Annotated in this window: 15 protein-coding genes and 1 tRNA gene; 6 read left to right on the top strand and 10 right to left on the bottom strand. The window is 71.9% G+C overall.

Annotation, left to right across the window (positions count from 1 at the left end; genetic code table 11):
* The first annotated feature begins 96 nt into the window (after positions 1-96).
* The gene (gene alaS, locus MKK64_RS10770) at positions 97-2775 is read left to right on the top strand and encodes an alanine--tRNA ligase (RefSeq protein WP_243934518.1); all 2679 of its coding nucleotides are present in this window, start codon (positions 97-99) and stop codon (positions 2773-2775) included.
* A gap of 4 nt (positions 2776-2779) precedes the next feature.
* Here the strand turns inward: alaS and MKK64_RS10765 are convergent, their stop codons facing one another.
* From MKK64_RS10765 to aroQ, 3 genes are all read right to left on the bottom strand, one after another.
* The gene (locus tag MKK64_RS10765) at positions 2780-3211 is read right to left on the bottom strand and encodes a DUF2147 domain-containing protein (RefSeq protein WP_147726843.1); all 432 of its coding nucleotides are present in this window, start codon (positions 3209-3211) and stop codon (positions 2780-2782) included.
* An 88-nt stretch (positions 3212-3299) separates the two neighbouring features.
* Positions 3300-3854 carry a hypothetical protein gene (locus MKK64_RS10760; protein WP_147844050.1) on the bottom strand — a complete coding sequence of 185 codons (555 nt, stop codon included), beginning with the start codon at positions 3852-3854 and terminating at the stop codon, positions 3300-3302.
* 140 nt (positions 3855-3994) lie between these two features.
* Entirely contained in the window at positions 3995-4450 is a 456-nt protein-coding gene (gene aroQ / locus MKK64_RS10755) for a type II 3-dehydroquinate dehydratase (RefSeq protein ID WP_147844049.1), read from the bottom strand.
* A gap of 177 nt (positions 4451-4627) precedes the next feature.
* On the opposite strand from aroQ, the gene MKK64_RS10750 reads away from it, so the two are divergent.
* Both MKK64_RS10750 and pcaD read left to right on the top strand, forming a co-directional pair.
* Positions 4628-5473, top strand: coding sequence for a 3-keto-5-aminohexanoate cleavage protein (locus MKK64_RS10750; RefSeq protein ID WP_147844048.1), 846 nt, complete (start codon positions 4628-4630; stop codon positions 5471-5473).
* A gap of 1 nt (position 5474) precedes the next feature.
* Complete coding sequence (gene pcaD, locus MKK64_RS10745) at positions 5475-6248, top strand: 3-oxoadipate enol-lactonase (protein WP_243934510.1); 774 nt, start codon at positions 5475-5477, stop codon at positions 6246-6248.
* 18 nt (positions 6249-6266) lie between these two features.
* Here pcaD and MKK64_RS10740 read toward each other — a convergent pair whose 3' ends face one another.
* Complete coding sequence (locus tag MKK64_RS10740; RefSeq protein WP_243934508.1) at positions 6267-6485, bottom strand: hypothetical protein; 219 nt, start codon at positions 6483-6485, stop codon at positions 6267-6269.
* 372 nt (positions 6486-6857) lie between these two features.
* Positions 6858-6933: transfer RNA gene (locus MKK64_RS10735), tRNA-Ala, on the bottom strand.
* A gap of 342 nt (positions 6934-7275) precedes the next feature.
* On the opposite strand from MKK64_RS10735, the gene aroA reads away from it, so the two are divergent.
* Positions 7276-8625 carry a 3-phosphoshikimate 1-carboxyvinyltransferase gene (gene aroA, locus MKK64_RS10730; RefSeq protein WP_243934506.1) on the top strand — a complete coding sequence of 450 codons (1350 nt, stop codon included), beginning with the start codon at positions 7276-7278 and terminating at the stop codon, positions 8623-8625.
* Between the two features lie 5 nt (positions 8626-8630).
* Positions 8631-9278: a (d)CMP kinase gene (gene cmk / locus MKK64_RS10725; RefSeq protein WP_243934499.1), complete on the top strand. Its 648-nt coding sequence runs from the start codon at positions 8631-8633 to the stop codon at positions 9276-9278.
* Between the two features lie 40 nt (positions 9279-9318).
* On the opposite strand, the gene moaD is transcribed toward cmk, so the two are convergent.
* The 4 genes from moaD to MKK64_RS10705 all read right to left on the bottom strand — a co-directional run bounded on the left by moaD (position 9319) and on the right by MKK64_RS10705 (position 13200).
* Positions 9319-9570 (bottom strand): molybdopterin converting factor subunit 1, encoded by a 252-nt coding sequence (gene moaD / locus MKK64_RS10720; protein WP_243934490.1) that lies wholly within the window; start codon positions 9568-9570, stop codon positions 9319-9321.
* Between the two features lie 84 nt (positions 9571-9654).
* A complete protein-coding gene (gene pgsA / locus MKK64_RS10715) occupies positions 9655-10254 on the bottom strand; it encodes a CDP-diacylglycerol--glycerol-3-phosphate 3-phosphatidyltransferase (protein ID WP_147844136.1) in 600 nt (199 codons plus the stop codon).
* Between the two features lie 72 nt (positions 10255-10326).
* Positions 10327-12396, bottom strand: a complete 2070-nt coding sequence (gene uvrC, locus MKK64_RS10710) for an excinuclease ABC subunit UvrC (protein ID WP_243934488.1) — start codon at positions 12394-12396, stop codon at positions 10327-10329.
* A gap of 75 nt (positions 12397-12471) precedes the next feature.
* Positions 12472-13200 (bottom strand): chemotaxis protein, encoded by a 729-nt coding sequence (locus tag MKK64_RS10705; protein WP_147844133.1) that lies wholly within the window; start codon positions 13198-13200, stop codon positions 12472-12474.
* A 246-nt stretch (positions 13201-13446) separates the two neighbouring features.
* Between MKK64_RS10705 and MKK64_RS10700 the strand changes: the two genes are divergently transcribed.
* Entirely contained in the window at positions 13447-14208 is a 762-nt protein-coding gene (locus MKK64_RS10700; RefSeq protein ID WP_243934481.1) for a L,D-transpeptidase, read from the top strand.
* Between the two features lie 105 nt (positions 14209-14313).
* Here the strand turns inward: MKK64_RS10700 and MKK64_RS10695 are convergent, their stop codons facing one another.
* On the bottom strand, positions 14314-15060 hold the full coding sequence (locus MKK64_RS10695) for a DUF2076 domain-containing protein (RefSeq protein WP_147728242.1): 747 nt from the start codon (positions 15058-15060) through the stop codon (positions 14314-14316).
* Between the last annotated feature and the right edge of the window lie 259 nt (positions 15061-15319).

The following is a 15319-nucleotide window of genomic DNA, read 5'->3' as shown; positions in this document are numbered from 1 at the left end:
GCCCGTCCCTCCGTATGAGGGCGCATCCGCGACGAACGGCCCGGGACGGCCGGGCGTCGCCGCGCGAAAAAGCCCGGCCCAGCACAGAGTTATCCGATGAGCGGCGTCAACGAGATCCGGTCGGCCTTCCTCGACTACTTCGCGGGTGCGGGGCACACGATCGTGCCGTCGTCCTCGCTGGTGCCGAAGAACGACCCGACGCTGATGTTCACCAACGCCGGCATGGTGCAGTTCAAGAACGTCTTCACCGGCGTCGAGAAGCGGCCCTACGTGCGGGCGACGACGGCGCAGAAATGCGTCCGCGCCGGCGGCAAGCACAACGACCTCGACAACGTCGGCTACACCGCGCGCCACCACACCTTCTTCGAGATGCTCGGCAACTTCTCCTTCGGCGACTACTTCAAGCCGCAGGCGATCGAGCTGGCCTGGACCCTGATCACCAAGGAGTTCGGCCTCAAGCCGGACCGGCTCCTCGTCACGGTCTATGCCGACGACGACGAGGCGGCGACGCTCTGGAAGAAGATCGCCGGCTTTTCCGACGACAAGATCATCCGCATCGGCACCTCGGACAACTTCTGGCAGATGGGCGACACCGGCCCCTGCGGGCCGTGCTCGGAGATCTTCATCGACCAGGGCCCGGGGCTCGCCGGCGGCCCGCCCGGCTCGCCCGACGAGGACGGCGACCGCTTCCTCGAGTTCTGGAACCTCGTGTTCATGCAGTACGAGCAGGTCGAGCCGGGCAACCGGCTGGTCCTGCCGCGGCCGTCGATCGACACCGGCATGGGCCTGGAGCGCATGGCCGCGATCCTCCAGGGCGTGACCTCGAACTACGAGACCGACCTGTTCCGGTCGCTGATCGATGCCGTGTCGCACGCGGTCGGCCGCCCGCCCGAGCCCGCGAACGTCGCCTCTTACCGGGTGATCGCCGACCACCTGCGCGCCGGTTCCTTCCTGATCGCCGACGGCGTGCTGCCGGGCAACGAGGGCCGCGGCTACGTGCTGCGCCGCATCCTGCGCCGCGCCATGCGCCACCTCGAGCTGCTCGGCTCGCGCGAGCCGGCGATGTTCCGCCTCGTGCCGACGCTGGTGCGGGAGATGGGCCAGGCCTACCCCGAGCTGGTGCGGGCCGAGAGCCTGATCTCCGAGACCCTGCGCCTCGAGGAGACACGCTTCCGCCGCACCCTGGAGCGCGGCCTCGCGATCCTCGACGCCGAGACCCGCGACCTCGCCGCCGGCCAGAACCTCGCCGGCGAGACCGCCTTCACCCTCTACGACACCTACGGCTTCCCCCTCGACCTGACGCAGGACGCCCTGAAGGCCCGGGGCATCGGCGTCGACACGGAGGCGTTCGGACTCGCGATGCAGCGCCAGAAGCAGGCGGCGCGCGCGGCGTGGTCGGGCTCGGGCGAGGCCGCCACCGAGACGGTGTGGTTCTCGGTGCGCGACCGGACCGGCGCCACCGAGTTCCTGGGCTACGAGGCCGAGAGCGCCGAGGGCGTCGTGACGGCGCTGCTGCGCGACGGCGCCGAGGTCCAGGCCCTGCAGGCCGGTGAGAGCGGGCTGCTCATCGCCAACCAGACGCCGTTCTACGCCGAATCCGGCGGACAGGTCGGCGACACCGGCACGCTCGCCGCGCCGGGGCTGAAGGCTCGCGTGACCAACACCGAGAAGAAGCTCGGCGACCTGTTCGTCCATCACGTCACCGTGGAGGCGGGCACCCTGAGCCTCGGCCAGGCCGTCGAGCTGAAGGTCGACCACGCCCGCCGGGCCGCGATTCGCGCCAACCATTCCGCCACCCATCTGCTGCACGAGGCCCTGCGGCAGGTGCTCGGCGACCACGTCGCGCAGAAGGGCTCGCTGGTCTCCCCCGAGCGCCTGCGCTTCGACATCAGCCACCCGAAGCCGATCGAGGCGGCCGAGCTCGCCCGCGTCGAGGACATCGCCAACGCGGTGCTGCTGCAGAACGTGCCGGTGGTGACCAAGCTGATGGCGGTGGACGAGGCAATCGAGTCCGGGGCGCGCGCGCTGTTCGGCGAGAAGTACGGCGACGAGGTCCGCGTCGTCTCCATGGGCCGGCCGGTGGACGATGCCGGCACGGAGATCGAGGGCGGCCGCCTGCCGAACTTCTCGATCGAGCTTTGCGGCGGCACGCACGCTGCGCGCACCGGCGACATCGGCACCATCACGATCCTCGCCGAGAGCGCGGTCGGCGCCGGGGTGCGCCGCATCGAGGCGATGACCGCCGACGCCGCCCGCCGCCACCGCGGCGAGGAGAGCCGCACCCTCGGGGCGCTGGCCTCCCAGCTCAAGGCGCCGGTGGCGGAGGTGTCAGACCGGCTCTCCGGGCTGCTGGAGGATCGCCGCCGGCTGGAGCGCGAGGTCTCGGACCTGCGCAAGAAGCTGGCGATGGGCGGCAGCGCCGGAGGCGGCGACGAGGCGACCGAGGTGGCCGGCGTCAAGCTGATGGCGCGGGCGATCGAGGGCGTCGAGATGCGCGACCTCAAGAGCCTGGCCGATGCCGGCAAGCAGAAGCTCGGCTCCGGCATCGTCGCCATCGTCGGCGTCGGCGCCGACGGCAAGGCCGGCCTCGTGGTCGGCGTCACCCCGGACCTCACCGAGCGCTACGACGCCGTCGCCCTGGTGCGGGCCGGCGCAGGCCATCTCGGCGGCAAGGGCGGCGGCGGCCGCCGCGACATGGCCCAGGCCGGCGGCCCGGAGGGCGCCGGCGCGAAGGCCGCCCTCGACGCGATCACCGCGGCGGTGGCGGCGGGCTGACGGCTCAGCCCACCCGCTTCCAGGTCTGTCGCTTGCAGAAGACACTCATCACGCAGCCCGAGACCTCGATCGCGTTCGGGCCGGTCATCTTGAGCGAGCCGGAATAGGTCTTCCCGTCCTTCGGGTTGTAGAGGGTGCCGGAATAGCCGTCGCCCGACGGGCTCGTGGCGTTGACGATCTGGACGCCGACGACGCTGCGGGTGCGCAGGGCCGGGTCCGGGTTGTTGGCGTCGAGGCCCTTGCCCGCGGTGCTGACGATGGTGCCGCAGAAGCCGGCGCCGCACCGCGTCAGCCGCACCTTCGAGTCGCCGGTCTCGGTCAGCCAGATCCCGGCCGGGTCGGCGGCCTTCTGCGCCTGCGCGCCGCTGCCGACGAGGCAGGACGCGACGAGGCAGGCGGCGAAGAGGGTGGGAGCGAACACAGTTGCCGGTCTCATGCGGATCCTCCGAGCGTGCCGCCCGTCCGGGCGATCGGCCCGGCAATAGCCGTGCGCACCGAAGTCCCGCAAGACGCAGCGGCGGCTGCTAAGGTCCGCGCCCGAGCACGGCCCCGAGATAGGTCTCGGCGACCTCGCAGAACGGCAGGCCGGCCCCGGTCGCGAGCACCGCGTCGACCTCGAACAGCGGGTCGTCCGGACCCGGGGCGGGGGCGCCGGGATCGCGGAGCGGGCGGAGCGCGACGTTGCGGCGGGTCGGCGCGAGCGGGCGCACCACCCGGCCAAACGGCGCGTCGGTCTCGTCCAGGGCCGCGTTCATGGCGGGCGTCAGCCGGCCCGGCACGTACCAGTTGTCGGCCTCGGACAGGACGTGGACGCCGCAGGCGAGCCGGACGCGCCGGTAGCGGACCGGCTCGTCCGGCGCGAGGCCGAGACGCTTGCGTTGCGCCGCGTCGAGGGGCTTCTCGGCCCCCGGGACCCGACGGGCGACGAGGTGCGGCTCGGCCGACAGGCCGCGCTCGGCGCACCACGCCTCCAGCACCGCGGTCGCGCTGTGGCCGGACAGGATGCGGGCCTGGAGGGCCTCGATCAGTCCCGTCGTCGCCTCGGGCGGCGGAACCGGTTCGGCCGAGATGGGACGCATCGAACCGAACATCGCCATCGCAAGCAGGAGGAGCGCCCGGACCGACGGAGGCGGGCTCGCGCTACGCCATAGGCATCGGCGGCCGAACCGTCCATGCGCCGCGTGCGCGCTGCCCGCCCGGCCCACCGCCCCGTCCCGCATCAGCGCGCCGCCTCGGCTTGGCCGATCAACGTCGCGACGCGGCGCAGCGCCAGGCCGTAGCCTTCGGTGCCGAGCCCGGCGATCACGCCGTCGGCGCGCAGCGAGACGTAGGAGTGGTGCCGGAAGGCCTCGCGCTTGTGCACGTTCGAGATGTGAACCTCGATCACCGGGCCGTCGAAGGCGTTGAGCGCGTCGAGCAGCGCCACCGAGGTATGGGTGAAGGCGGCCGGGTTGATGACGATGCCGGCGGCCTCGTCCCGCGCCGCGTGGATCCAGTCGATCAGCGCGCCCTCGTGATTCGACTGCCGGAACTGCAGCGCGAGCCCGAGCTCGCCGGCGAGCGCCCGGCAGGCGGCCTCGACGTCGGCCAGGGTCTCGTGGCCGTAGATCTCCGGCTGGCGCCGGCCGAGGAGGTTCAGGTTCGGGCCGTTCAGCACGGTGACGAGACGGCTCATGACATCCTCCTTCGCGCGGCCCGCGCACGGACGCTCGACCCATGAACCGCCGCGGCCGCGGCATCAAGCGGGCCGACAGAGCGGCGGCGCTGTCTCCGCCCCGGGCTTTGCGCGCGGGCGCGGCGGTCTACATCCCGCGAGAATCGCGCGAGGACGCGGCCGAGCCACGGAGGGACCATGAGCCAGATCGAGACCAGCGCGCCCGTGGTGATCGCCGTGGCGATCACCGGCTCGGTGCCGCGCAAGGCGGACAACCCGGCGCTTCCCGTGACGGTGGCCGAGCAGATCGAGTCGACGCACCAGGCCTTCGAGGCGGGGGCGACGCTGGCCCACATCCACGTGCGCAACGACGACGAGACCCCGTCCTCCGATCCCGACCGCTTCGCCGCCGTGCAGGAGGGCCTACGCAAGCATTGCCCCGGCCTCGTGGTGCAGTTCTCCACCGGCGGGCGCGGGCGCGACCCGGCGAGCCGGGGTCTCTCGCTGCAGCACCGGCCGGACATGGCCTCGCTCTCGACCGGTTCGGTCAACTTCCCGACCATCGTCTACGAGAATCCGGCCGCCCTGGTCACCGACCTCGCCACGCAGATGACGCGCTTCGGCGTGCGGCCGGAGATCGAGATCTTCGACCTGTCGCACCTCCACGGCGCCCGCCGCCTCGTCGAGGCCGGCCTGATCGACGCGCGGCCGCACGTGCAGTTCGTGATGGGCGTCCAGAACGCGATGCCGGCCGACGAGCACCTGCTCGACATCCTGCTCGCCGAGACCCGGCGCATCCTGCCCGGGGCGACCTGGACGGCGGCCGGGATCGGCCGCAACCAGGCGGTGGTGATGGAGTGGGCGCTGGCGCGCGGCGCCGACGCGGTCCGCACCGGGCTCGAGGACAACATCCGCATCGCCAAGGACCAGCTCGCCGCGAGCAACGCCGAGCTCGTCGGGCTCGCCGCCGAGGCGGTGCGCCGCCACGGCCGCCGGCCGGCGACACCGGCCGAGGCCCGCGCCGCCCTCGGGCTGGCGGCCTGAGATGGCTCACCTGCCCCTGAACCACATCCTCACCGGCCCGGAGGACGCACCGGTGGTGGCGTTCTCCAACTCGCTCGGGACGACGCTCGCCATGTGGGACGCGGTGGTGCCGCACCTGGCCGACCGTTACCGCATCCTGCGCTACGACACCCGCGGCCATGGCGGCTCGGCGACGCGGGACGCGCCGGCCGAGATCGACGACCTCGCCGGCGACCTCCTGGCGCTGCTCGATGGGCTCGGCATCGGCCGCATCCACGCCGTCGGCCTGTCGCTCGGCGGCATGACGATGCAGGCGCTGGCGAGCGCCGCACCCGGCCGCGTGGCGAGCCTGACCCTGATGGCGACGGCCGCCCACATGCCGAGCGAAGCGAGCTGGAACGCGCGCGCCGCGACGGTGCGCGAGGCGGGACCGCAGGCGATCGTCGCGGCGACCCTCGGCCGCTGGTTCACGCCGGGCTTCTCAGAACGGCATCCGGAGGTGGTCGCGCCGATCCGCACAGCGTTCATGGCCTGCGATGCGGCCGGCTACGCGGTCTGCTGCGGCGCGATCGGGCGCATGGACCTGCGCCCACGCCTCTCGGCGATCACCGCCCCGACGCTGGTCGTCGCCGGCCGCGAGGATCCCGCGACGCCGCCTGCGATGGCCGAGGAGATCTGCCGGGGCATCCCCCAGGCGGAACTGGTGACGCTGCCGAACGCTGCCCACCTCCTCGCCGTCGAGCGGCCGGACGCGGCCGGCGCCTACCTCGCGCAGTTCCTCGACCGGCACCGGTAGGCGAGAGCGGATGCGGCGTCAGCGGACGATGGTGACGGGCCGCGCCATCGCAGGTCTCCGGCCGATCCGGTTCGGCGGTCGCCGATCGCGCGCCGCGGCGAGGCCGAGCGCGGCGGCCATGCCCGCGGTGCTCCCGCCGAGGGGGATCGCCAGCAGCGCCATGAGGAGGCCGAACTTGGCCAAGAGCAGGATCGACAGCCCCGCGCCGAAGACCGCCGCCATCACGATCGCAACCATCACAGCCTCACACAACCAGTGATTGAGTTTGTAAGGTCGCGATCGGCGGTTCGGTTCCGGCCTCCCTCGCACGACGACCGTCGACGCGAGCCGTGAGGGTCGATGCGATCGGTCGACAATGGGCGCGCGACGTCATCCGCGCGTGATGCAGTCACCAGCGTCGGCGAACCCGACGGCAGCCCGTAACGGCAGATTCTTCTGAAAACCGCGCCGTTCGACGGCAGATAGAAACCGTACCTGGTCTCGGTCGCAGACGTGGCGGCGGCCTGCCTATCGTACGGGATGTCGGTACAAGATCGTATGGGGCAGCGATGGAACATCGTCCATGCCGAACCCCTCTCGGACAACCGTATCCGCGTCTGAGAGGGAGAGTGGTGGAGCCTAACGGGATCGAACCGATGACCTCTTCCATGCCATGGAAGCGCTCTCCCAGCTGAGCTAAGGCCCCACTCTCGTCCACCGCGGCTCTGGAGGTCCGCGCTGGTGTCTCGCTGGCCCGGCGATGCCGTCCGGCGAGGGCGGTTCTATAGGCGGGCCTCGGATCGGACTCAACCCCCTTTTTGCGGAAAAGCGATCGGCGATCGTTCGCCGGCGACATTCGATGCGTCCAGGGCGGCGGCGGACCGTCGGATCGGCGCCGCAGCTCGGATGACGGATCGCGGCGCGCGTGATAACCGACCGCCCCATGTTCCCGCGCGGCGCCACGCGTCGCACCGGCTTTTCGGCGCCTCAGCGCCTCCTCCGGCGATCCCGCGGCCCCGGCCCGGATCCCTCGCGAAGTTGACCGCCCGTGTCGCACGATTCCGAGCCGACCCCGCTTTCCGCCGCGCCCGGCGCACCCCTGCGCGGACGGCTGCGGCCGCCGGGCGACAAGTCGATCTCGCACCGCGCGATGATCCTCGGCCTGCTCTCCATCGGCGAGACGCGGGTGGAGGGCCTGCTGGAGGGCGACGACGTGCTGCGCACCGCGGCCGCGGCCCGCGCGCTCGGCGCCTCCATGGAGCGCCTGGGGGAGGGACGCTGGGTGGTGCGCGGCGTCGGCATCGGCGGCCTGTCCGATCCGGCCGAGACCCTCGACTTCGGCAATGCCGGCACCGGCTCGCGGCTGATGATGGGCGTCGTCGGCGGCCAGCCGGTCACGGCGACCTTCGACGGCGACGCTTCCCTGCGCAGCCGGCCGATGCGCCGCATCCTCGATCCGCTCCGGCTGATGGGCACCCAGGTGCTCGCGGAGGCCGAGGGCGGCCGCGTGCCGCTGACGCTGCGCGGCCCGCGCGAGGCGATCCCGATCCGCTACGAGACGCCGGCCGCCTCGGCGCAGATCAAGTCCGCGGTGCTCCTCGCCGGCCTCAACGCCCCGGGCACCACCACGGTGATCGAGGCCGCGGCCACCCGCGACCACACCGAGCGGATGCTGCGCCTGTTCGGCGCCGAGGTCTCCGTCACCCCGCACGGGCCGGACGGCCACGGCCGCGCGGTCGCGCTCACCGGCCAGCCGACGCTGCGCGGCACCGAGGTGGTGGTGCCGGCCGACCCGTCGTCGGCCGCCTTCCCGCTGGTGGCGGCGCTGATCGTGCCGGGCTCCGAGATCACGATCGAGGGCGTGATGATGAATCCGCTGCGCACCGGGCTGATCACGACGCTGATCGAGATGGGCGCCGACATCGAGCGCCTGCGCGAGCGCGAGGAGGGCGGCGAGACCGTCGCCGATCTGCGCGTGCGCGCGAGCCGCCTCAAGGGCGTCGACGTGCCGGCCGAGCGGGCGCCGGCGATGATCGACGAGTACCCGGTGCTCGCGGTCGCCGCCGCCTTCGCCCAGGGCACCACGCGGATGAACGGCCTGCACGAGTTGCGGGTCAAGGAATCGGATCGCCTCGCCGCGGTCGCCGCCGGGCTCAAGGCCAACGGCGTCGCCCACCTGATCGAGGGCGACGACCTCCTCGTCCACGGCGACGGCACCGCGCCGCCCGGGGGCGGCACGGTCGCGACCCATCTCGACCACCGCATTGCCATGGCGTTCCTCGTGATGGGGCTGGCCACCGCCGAGCCGGTCACCGTCGACGACGGCGCGATGATCGCCACGAGCTTCCCGAGCTTCCTGCCGACGATGCAGGCGCTCGGCGCCGGGATCGGGGAATAGGCCCGATGCCCGACAATTCGACAGCCATGGTCATCGCCATCGACGGCCCAGCCGCCTCCGGCAAGGGCACGCTCGCCCAGCGCCTTGCCCGGCACTACGGCCTGCCCCACCTCGACACCGGCCTGCTCTATCGCGGCGTCGCGCTGACCCTGCTCGACGCCGGCGCTTCCCTCGACGACGAGGCCGCCGCGGCGCGGGCGGCCGAGGGCCTGATCGCCGACCGCCTCGCCGACCCGCGCCTGCGCGACCGGGCGATGGGGGAGGCGGCCTCGCGCATCTCGGCGGTGCCGGCGGTGCGCGCGGCCCTGCTCGCGTGGCAGCAGCGCTTCGCCGGCACCAGCGCCGGCGCGGTGCTCGACGGGCGCGACATCGGCACGGTGGTGTGCCCGGACGCGCGCGTGAAGCTGTTCATCACCGCCGACGCCGCCGAACGCGCCCGCCGCCGCCACCGCGAGCTCGAGAGCCGCGGCGAGACGACGACGCTGGCCGCCATCCTCGCCGACATCGAGGCGCGGGACGCCCGGGACGCGGCGCGGAGCACGGCGCCGCTCAGGGCGGCCGACGACGCGGTACGGCTCGACACCACCCATCTCGACGCCGACGAGGCCTTCGCCGCCGCCCGCGCGGTGGTCGACCGCGCCCGCGCGCAGTGACGATGACCGGGGCGGTGGTGGCGCTCGCCCTGCGTCGGTCCTAGCCGCCGGTCATCGGTGGGAAGAACGCGATCTCCCGCGCGCCCGCGATCGGTGCGTCGGGCTTGGCGTGGACCTTGTCGATCGCGGCGCGGACCACGCCGTCCTGCTCGAAGGCGTGGGCGTACTCCTCGCCCCGCCCCTTGAGCCAGCTGATCAGGTCGCCCACCGTCGCGACCTCCGCCGGCGGCGTCACGGTCTCCTCGGGGCGTCCGACGCGCTCGCGCACCCAGGCGAAATAGACGAGCTTCATGGTTCGGTTTCCTCGGGTCGCACCCGATGCACGAGGTCGCTTCTCCCTCTGCCGCAGCGGGCGAGGAAGCCTGGCGGGATCACCCTATCGCGGATCGTCGATCACGTGCTTGATGCCGGCGCGCATGTAGTCCCAGCCGGTCCACAGCGTCAGGGCGGCGGCGAGCCAGAGCAGGACGAGGCCGATCCGCTCGGTGCCGGGCAGGATCGTCTCGCCGGCCGGCCCCGCGACGAGGAAGCCCAGCGCCACGAGCTGCACCGTGGTCTTCCACTTGGCGACCTTGCTCACGGGCACGCCGACCTTCAGCTCGGCGAGGTACTCGCGCAGGCCCGAGACCAGCACCTCGCGGCACAGGATCACGATCGCCGCCCAGACGGAGGCGCCGACGATGGTGCGGTCGGCCACCAGCATCAGCAGGCAGGCGGCGACCAGCAGCTTGTCGGCGATCGGATCGAGCATCCGGCCGAGCGCCGAACTCTGCGCGTAGGTGCGGGCGACGTAGCCGTCGAGGTAGTCGGTGATCGCGGCGAGCACGAACACCGCCAGCGCCGTGAAGCGCATGGTGATCGCGTCGGGCCAGAACAGCAGCGCGACCATCACCGGGACGGCGACGAGGCGGCCGTAGGTCAGGCAGTTCGCGAGCGTCCAGGCCTGCGACCGGCGTCGGGGGAGGACGGCGTTCATCGGGCCGGTGAAATCATGCGCCTGCCTGAGCGTCAACCGTTCCGATGCGTCGCCGATGCCGTCGCTCATGCGTCAGCCGCCCGCATGGAAGAAGTCGTAGACGGCGCGCGCGGTGGCGGCGTTCACGCCGGGCGTCTTGGCAAGGTCCTCGTAGGCCGCCCGCTCGATCGCCTTCACGGTGCCGAACTGGTGCAGGAGCGCGCGCTTGCGGCTCGGGCCGATGCCGGCGATCTCGTCGAGCGGGTTGCGCACCAGCTCGCGCTTGCGCTTGGCCCGGTGGGTGCCGATGGCGAAGCGGTGCGCCTCGTCGCGCAGGCGCTGCACGAAGTAGAGCGTGGGATCGCGCGGCGGCAGCTTGAACGCCGGCCGGCCGGGGATGAAGAAGGTCTCGCGGCCGGCGTCCCGGTCGCGCCCCTTGGCGATGCCGACCAGCGCCACGTCGGCGACGCCGATCTCCTCCAGCGCCTTGCGCGCGGCGTCGAGCTGGCCCTTGCCGCCGTCGATGAGCACGAGGTCGGGCCAGGCGGGGAACGCGTCGGCATCCTCGGGCGCCTCGGCCACCGGCTCCGCCGGACCGCCCTCGGTCGCGGCGAAGGCGGCTTCGGCGACGGTGCGCGGCGCCTCCTTGACCAGGCGCTTGAAGCGGCGCTGCAGCACCTCGCGCATCATCCCGTAATCGTCGCCGGGCGTCAGTTCCTCCGACTTGATGTTGAAGGTGCGGTAGTGCGTCTTCATGAAGCCGGACGGGCCGGCGACGACCATGCCGCCGACCGCGTTGGTGCCCATGATGTGGGAGTTGTCGTAGACCTCGATCCGCCGCGGCGTCTTCTCGAGGGCGAAGGCCTGGCCCAGCGCCACCAGCAGCTTGCCCTGCGACGCGGTGTCGGCGAGCCGGCGGCCGAGCGCCTCCTTGGCGTTGCGCTGGGCGTAGTCGACGAGCGCCTTGCGCTCGCCGCGCTGGGGCTGGTGCAGCTCGACCCGGTAGGCGACCTGGCTGGAGAGCGCGGCGGCGACCAGCTCCGCATCCTCGACCGCGTGGCTCGTCAGCACGAGGCGCGGCGCCGGCATCGTGTCGTAGAACTGGCCGATGAACGAGCCCAGCACCTCGTCCGGGGTCATCGAGCGGTCGGCCTTGGGGAAGTAGGCGCGGTTGCCCCAGTTCTGGAAGTTGCGGAAGAAGAACACCTCGATGCAGAACTGCCCGGCCTGCTCGTCGAGGGCGAACACGTCGGCCTCCTCGACCCCTTGCGTGTTGACGCCCTGCACGCCCTGGATCGCCGAGAGCGCGCTGATCCGGTCGCGGAAGCGGGCCGCACGCTCGAACTCCATCGCGTCGGAGGCCGCCTGCATCTCGGTGCGCATCCGGTCCTTCACCGCATTGGACTTCCCGGCGAGGAAGTTCTTGGCCGAGTCGGCCATGCCGGCGTAATCCTCCAGCGCGATCTCGCCGGTGCAGGGGCCGGAGCAGCGCTTGATCTGGAACAACAGGCAGGGCCGGGTGCGGTTCTCGTAGTAGCTGTCGGTGCAGGTGCGCAGCAGGAAGGCGCGCTGCAGGGCGTTCACGGTGCGGTTCACCGCCCAGACGCTGGCGAAGGGGCCGTAATAGCTGCCCTTGCGGCGGCGGGCGCCGCGATGCTTGATGATCTGCGGTGCCGGGCCGTCGGCGGTGACGAGGATGTAGGGGAACGACTTGTCGTCCCGCATCAGCACGTTGAAGCGCGGCTTCAGCTGCTTGATCAGGTTCGCCTCGAGCAGCAGCGCCTCGGTCTCAGTGGCGGTGGTGACGAACTCCATCGCCGCCGTCTGCGAGATCATCCGCGCGATGCGGTTGGAATGCGCCTGCCCGCGGGCGTAGGAGCCGACCCGGGCCTTCAGGTTCTTCGCCTTGCCGACGTAGAGCACGTCGCCCTTGGCATCGAACATCCGGTAGACGCCGGGCCCGGAGGGCAGCGTCGTCCAGAACCGGCGGATCACCTCCGTGCCGGCCTCGACGGCGCCGGGCTCGAAATCGAAGTCGATCTCGGGCGCCTCGTCGGCCTGCGCCGGCTCGGCCTCGTCCCGCTCCTCGTCGAAAGCCTCGTCGTCGAAGGCCTCCTGGGGCAGATCCTCGGTGGCGCGACCTGACGGGACTCTCCGGCTCATCGCCGTGATCTAAGCCCGCGAAACTGGCGAGGGAAGGGGCGCGATGCGCAAAGGCGTGCCGGCGGACCTCGGCCCTCAGCCGAACAGCGCGTCGATGTCGGACTGGTCGACGTGGCCCGGATCCTCGTCGAGCTTCGGGCCGTTCAGGAGCGAGCGCTCGTCGTCCGGATCGACGACGGCGGCGGGGCCGGCGGAGAACACGTCGCGGAACCCGTCGAGGCCGCTCCAGGCGGCGATCATGCGGTCGAGGTGGGATTCGACGAAGCTCAGGACGTTGACGATCTTGCTGATGCGCTGGCCGGTCAGGTCCTGGAAATTGCAGGCCTCGTAGGCGACGATGACGCGGTCGAGGATGACGTCGACCTTGTCCTGGCCGCCCTTGCCGAGGTTGCCGGCCCGCAGGATGTTGGCGCTCGCCTCGATCTCCTCCAGCGCGGTGAGCAGCGTCGACGTCGCGCGCTCGGTCGACCCGACCACGGCGCCCAGCTCGTCGGCGGCGCGGCGCATGCCCTTGCCGTTGGACTCGGAGTGATACAGAGCCGCGATCTCGTCGCGGGTGTTGGTGATCGCCGCCTTCATCACGTCGAGCTCGGAGCGCATCGCCAAGGCTTCGGACAGCTCGCGGCGGCACGCCTCGATGGTCTCGCCGGCGCTCGACTGGGTGATGCGGCGCAGGTCCTGGATCGCCGAGAGGATCTCGTCGAGGCGCGCCCCGCCCTCCACGGGCCCGGCACTGGACATCGTCGTCCCCGCCGCGGGCGGGAGGCCGAGGCTGTCCTCGATGCGGTAGCGCTTGTGAGTCATCGGTTCGAACCGGCCGTCTTGGAAACCCGGATCCGATCTAGGACCGGGAACGGTTGCAGTTTGCTGAAGATCGAAAGCATTCGGTCGGATTTACAGTCGATTCACGTTGCTTCGTGACGACCGGGGCAGCGAAGCCCGTCCGCGACCGATTCACCACGTTCCTTCATCGAATATCGCGCGTCCCGGTCCGACCCTCTCAACCATGACGGCCGGCATCGAGCCCGGCCGTGGTGCGGGAGTGCGGCGATGCGGACGAGTTGGTGCGTGGGGGCGGCGCTTGCCGCATCCGTCTGGTCGGGGGCGGTCCAGGCGCAGGCGCGCTATGCTGAGCCCGACGGATACGGCGGCGGCCTGATCGAATACCTTGTCACCGGCGGCGTCGCCCCGCGCGGCGGTGCCCGCCCCGTTGCGGTGGCCCGGCCGGGTTACGCAGGCGCGTCGGCACAATCCGGCGATCCGATCGAACCCTATGGCGGCGCATCGCGAGCCTACGCGGCGCTGCCTCAGGGCCTGCCCGCCCAGGCCGACCCACCTGCCGAGAGCGACCGCATCGCCCGCGCGCCGGATTCGCGCTACGCCCGGCAGGAGGTCGCGTTCTCCGGTCCCCAGCGCCCGGGCACGATCGTGATCGATACGCCGTCGAAGTATCTCTACCTCGTCCAACCCGGCGGCCGGGCGATGCGCTACGGCATCGGCGTCGGGCGGCCGGGCTTCGCCTGGTCGGGCCTCAAGACCGTCAGCCGCAAGGCCGAGTGGCCGGGCTGGACGCCGCCGCCGGAGATGCTGGCGCGCCGGCCGGACCTGCCGCGCCACATGGAAGGCGGCCCCGGCAATCCGCTCGGTGCGCGGGCACTCTATCTCGGCTCGTCGCTCTATCGCATCCACGGCACCAACGAGCCGCACACGATCGGCCAGAACGTGTCGTCCGGCTGCATCCGGATGATGAACGACGACGTGGTCGACCTCTACGAACGCGTGCCGGTGGGGACACGCGTCGAGGTGATGTGACCGCGGGATCGAACGCAGGAAGGCTCGGATCGCCGAGAGGAGCGACCCGAGCCTTCGACGTCGTCGGACGCATGTCATCCAGCCCGATCCAAGCGGGCCGCGCGATCAGGCCCAGTCGCTGTCGTCGCCGCCACCCAGATCGCCGGCGAAGTCGTCGTTGCCGCCGTCGAAGGCGGTGTCGCTCCCGCCGCCGAGGGGCGCACCGAAATCCTGGGTGCCGCCGGCGTCCGAGCCGAAGTAGTTGTTCTCGACCGTCGTGCCGCCGCCGAGGCCGGCCGCCGCCGCGCTGCCGAGGCTCGAATGGCCGCCGGCGAAGGCGTTCGAGAGGGCGCTGCCGAGCAGCATGCCGCCGGCCGCGCCGGCCGCCATCGGCAAGGCCGTGGCCATGAAGCCGCCGCCGCGAGCCGGCGCCTGCTGCTGGCCGCCCCACGGGCCGCCCTGCTGCGGACCGCCCTGCGGATACCCCTGTTGCGGGTAGCCCTGCTGCGGATACCCTTGCTGCGGGTAACCCTGCGGCGCGCCGCCCTGGTTGCCCCAGGCGCCGCCCGCCCGCTGCTGCGGCTGCGGATCCTGGCGCTGCGAACCGCCGCCGAAGATGCTCGACAGGAACCCGCCGCCACCCGAGGATTGCGGCTGCGCCTGTTGCTGGCGGGCCTGCTCGAGCTGCTGGTTGAGGCTCTTGATCGCCTCTTCCTGCACGTAGATCAGCTGCGCCATCGCGTAGGGCGCATAGGGCTGGGCCCTGAGCTTGTCGGCAATGAAGCGCTCGGCATCCGCGTCGCGGGGCTGGCTGGACGCCTGCTCGAGCCGCTGGAAGATGCCGGAGATGACGTCGCGTTCTTCGCTGTTCATGGAGTCGTCCTCCTCGAATCGAACCCGCGGCATCGTGCGCCGCATGGACCGGTTCCAAGATGGGGAGCACGCCCGAGGTTTGTCAGGGGCGGCGAAGAAATCTTCGCCCTAGGACGATGCGATCCGACGACGAAAAAAGCCCGGCCTTTCGGCCGGGCTTCTCGGGTCGGGTCGAACCGCGGCTCTGGGCGAGCCGCGGCGGATCCGGCAGGTCCTAGTACGAGCCGAACTTGTAGTTCAGGCCGGCGCGCACGACAGC

The sequence above is a fragment of the Methylobacterium sp. E-025 genome, assembly GCF_022829705.1.
Lineage (GTDB): Bacteria > Pseudomonadota > Alphaproteobacteria > Rhizobiales > Beijerinckiaceae > Methylobacterium.
Note: the sequence above shows the minus strand (reverse complement) of the source record. Positions and strands in the feature narration are given on the sequence as shown.

Bases quoted from the DNA above. Each gene is read 5' to 3' on its own strand.
- pgsA (WP_147844136.1), bottom strand. From the start codon at position 10,254: ATGAACGCCGTCCTCCCCCGACGCCGGTCGCAGGCCTGGACGCTCGCG.
- aroQ (WP_147844049.1), bottom strand. From the start codon at position 4,450: ATGAGCCGTCTCGTCACCGTGCTGAACGGCCCGAACCTGAACCTCCTC.
- uvrC (WP_243934488.1), bottom strand. From the start codon at position 12,396: ATGAGCCGGAGAGTCCCGTCAGGTCGCGCCACCGAGGATCTGCCCCAG.
- MKK64_RS10705 (WP_147844133.1), bottom strand. From the start codon at position 13,200: ATGACTCACAAGCGCTACCGCATCGAGGACAGCCTCGGCCTCCCGCCC.
- alaS (WP_243934518.1), top strand. From the start codon at position 97: ATGAGCGGCGTCAACGAGATCCGGTCGGCCTTCCTCGACTACTTCGCG.
- MKK64_RS10740 (WP_243934508.1), bottom strand. From the start codon at position 6,485: ATGGTTGCGATCGTGATGGCGGCGGTCTTCGGCGCGGGGCTGTCGATC.
- moaD (WP_243934490.1), bottom strand. From the start codon at position 9,570: ATGAAGCTCGTCTATTTCGCCTGGGTGCGCGAGCGCGTCGGACGCCCC.
- pcaD (WP_243934510.1), top strand. From the start codon at position 5,475: ATGGCTCACCTGCCCCTGAACCACATCCTCACCGGCCCGGAGGACGCA.
- cmk (WP_243934499.1), top strand. From the start codon at position 8,631: ATGCCCGACAATTCGACAGCCATGGTCATCGCCATCGACGGCCCAGCC.
- MKK64_RS10695 (WP_147728242.1), bottom strand. From the start codon at position 15,060: ATGAACAGCGAAGAACGCGACGTCATCTCCGGCATCTTCCAGCGGCTC.
- MKK64_RS10750 (WP_147844048.1), top strand. From the start codon at position 4,628: ATGAGCCAGATCGAGACCAGCGCGCCCGTGGTGATCGCCGTGGCGATC.
- MKK64_RS10760 (WP_147844050.1), bottom strand. From the start codon at position 3,854: ATGCGTCCCATCTCGGCCGAACCGGTTCCGCCGCCCGAGGCGACGACG.
- MKK64_RS10765 (WP_147726843.1), bottom strand. From the start codon at position 3,211: ATGAGACCGGCAACTGTGTTCGCTCCCACCCTCTTCGCCGCCTGCCTC.
- MKK64_RS10700 (WP_243934481.1), top strand. From the start codon at position 13,447: ATGCGGACGAGTTGGTGCGTGGGGGCGGCGCTTGCCGCATCCGTCTGG.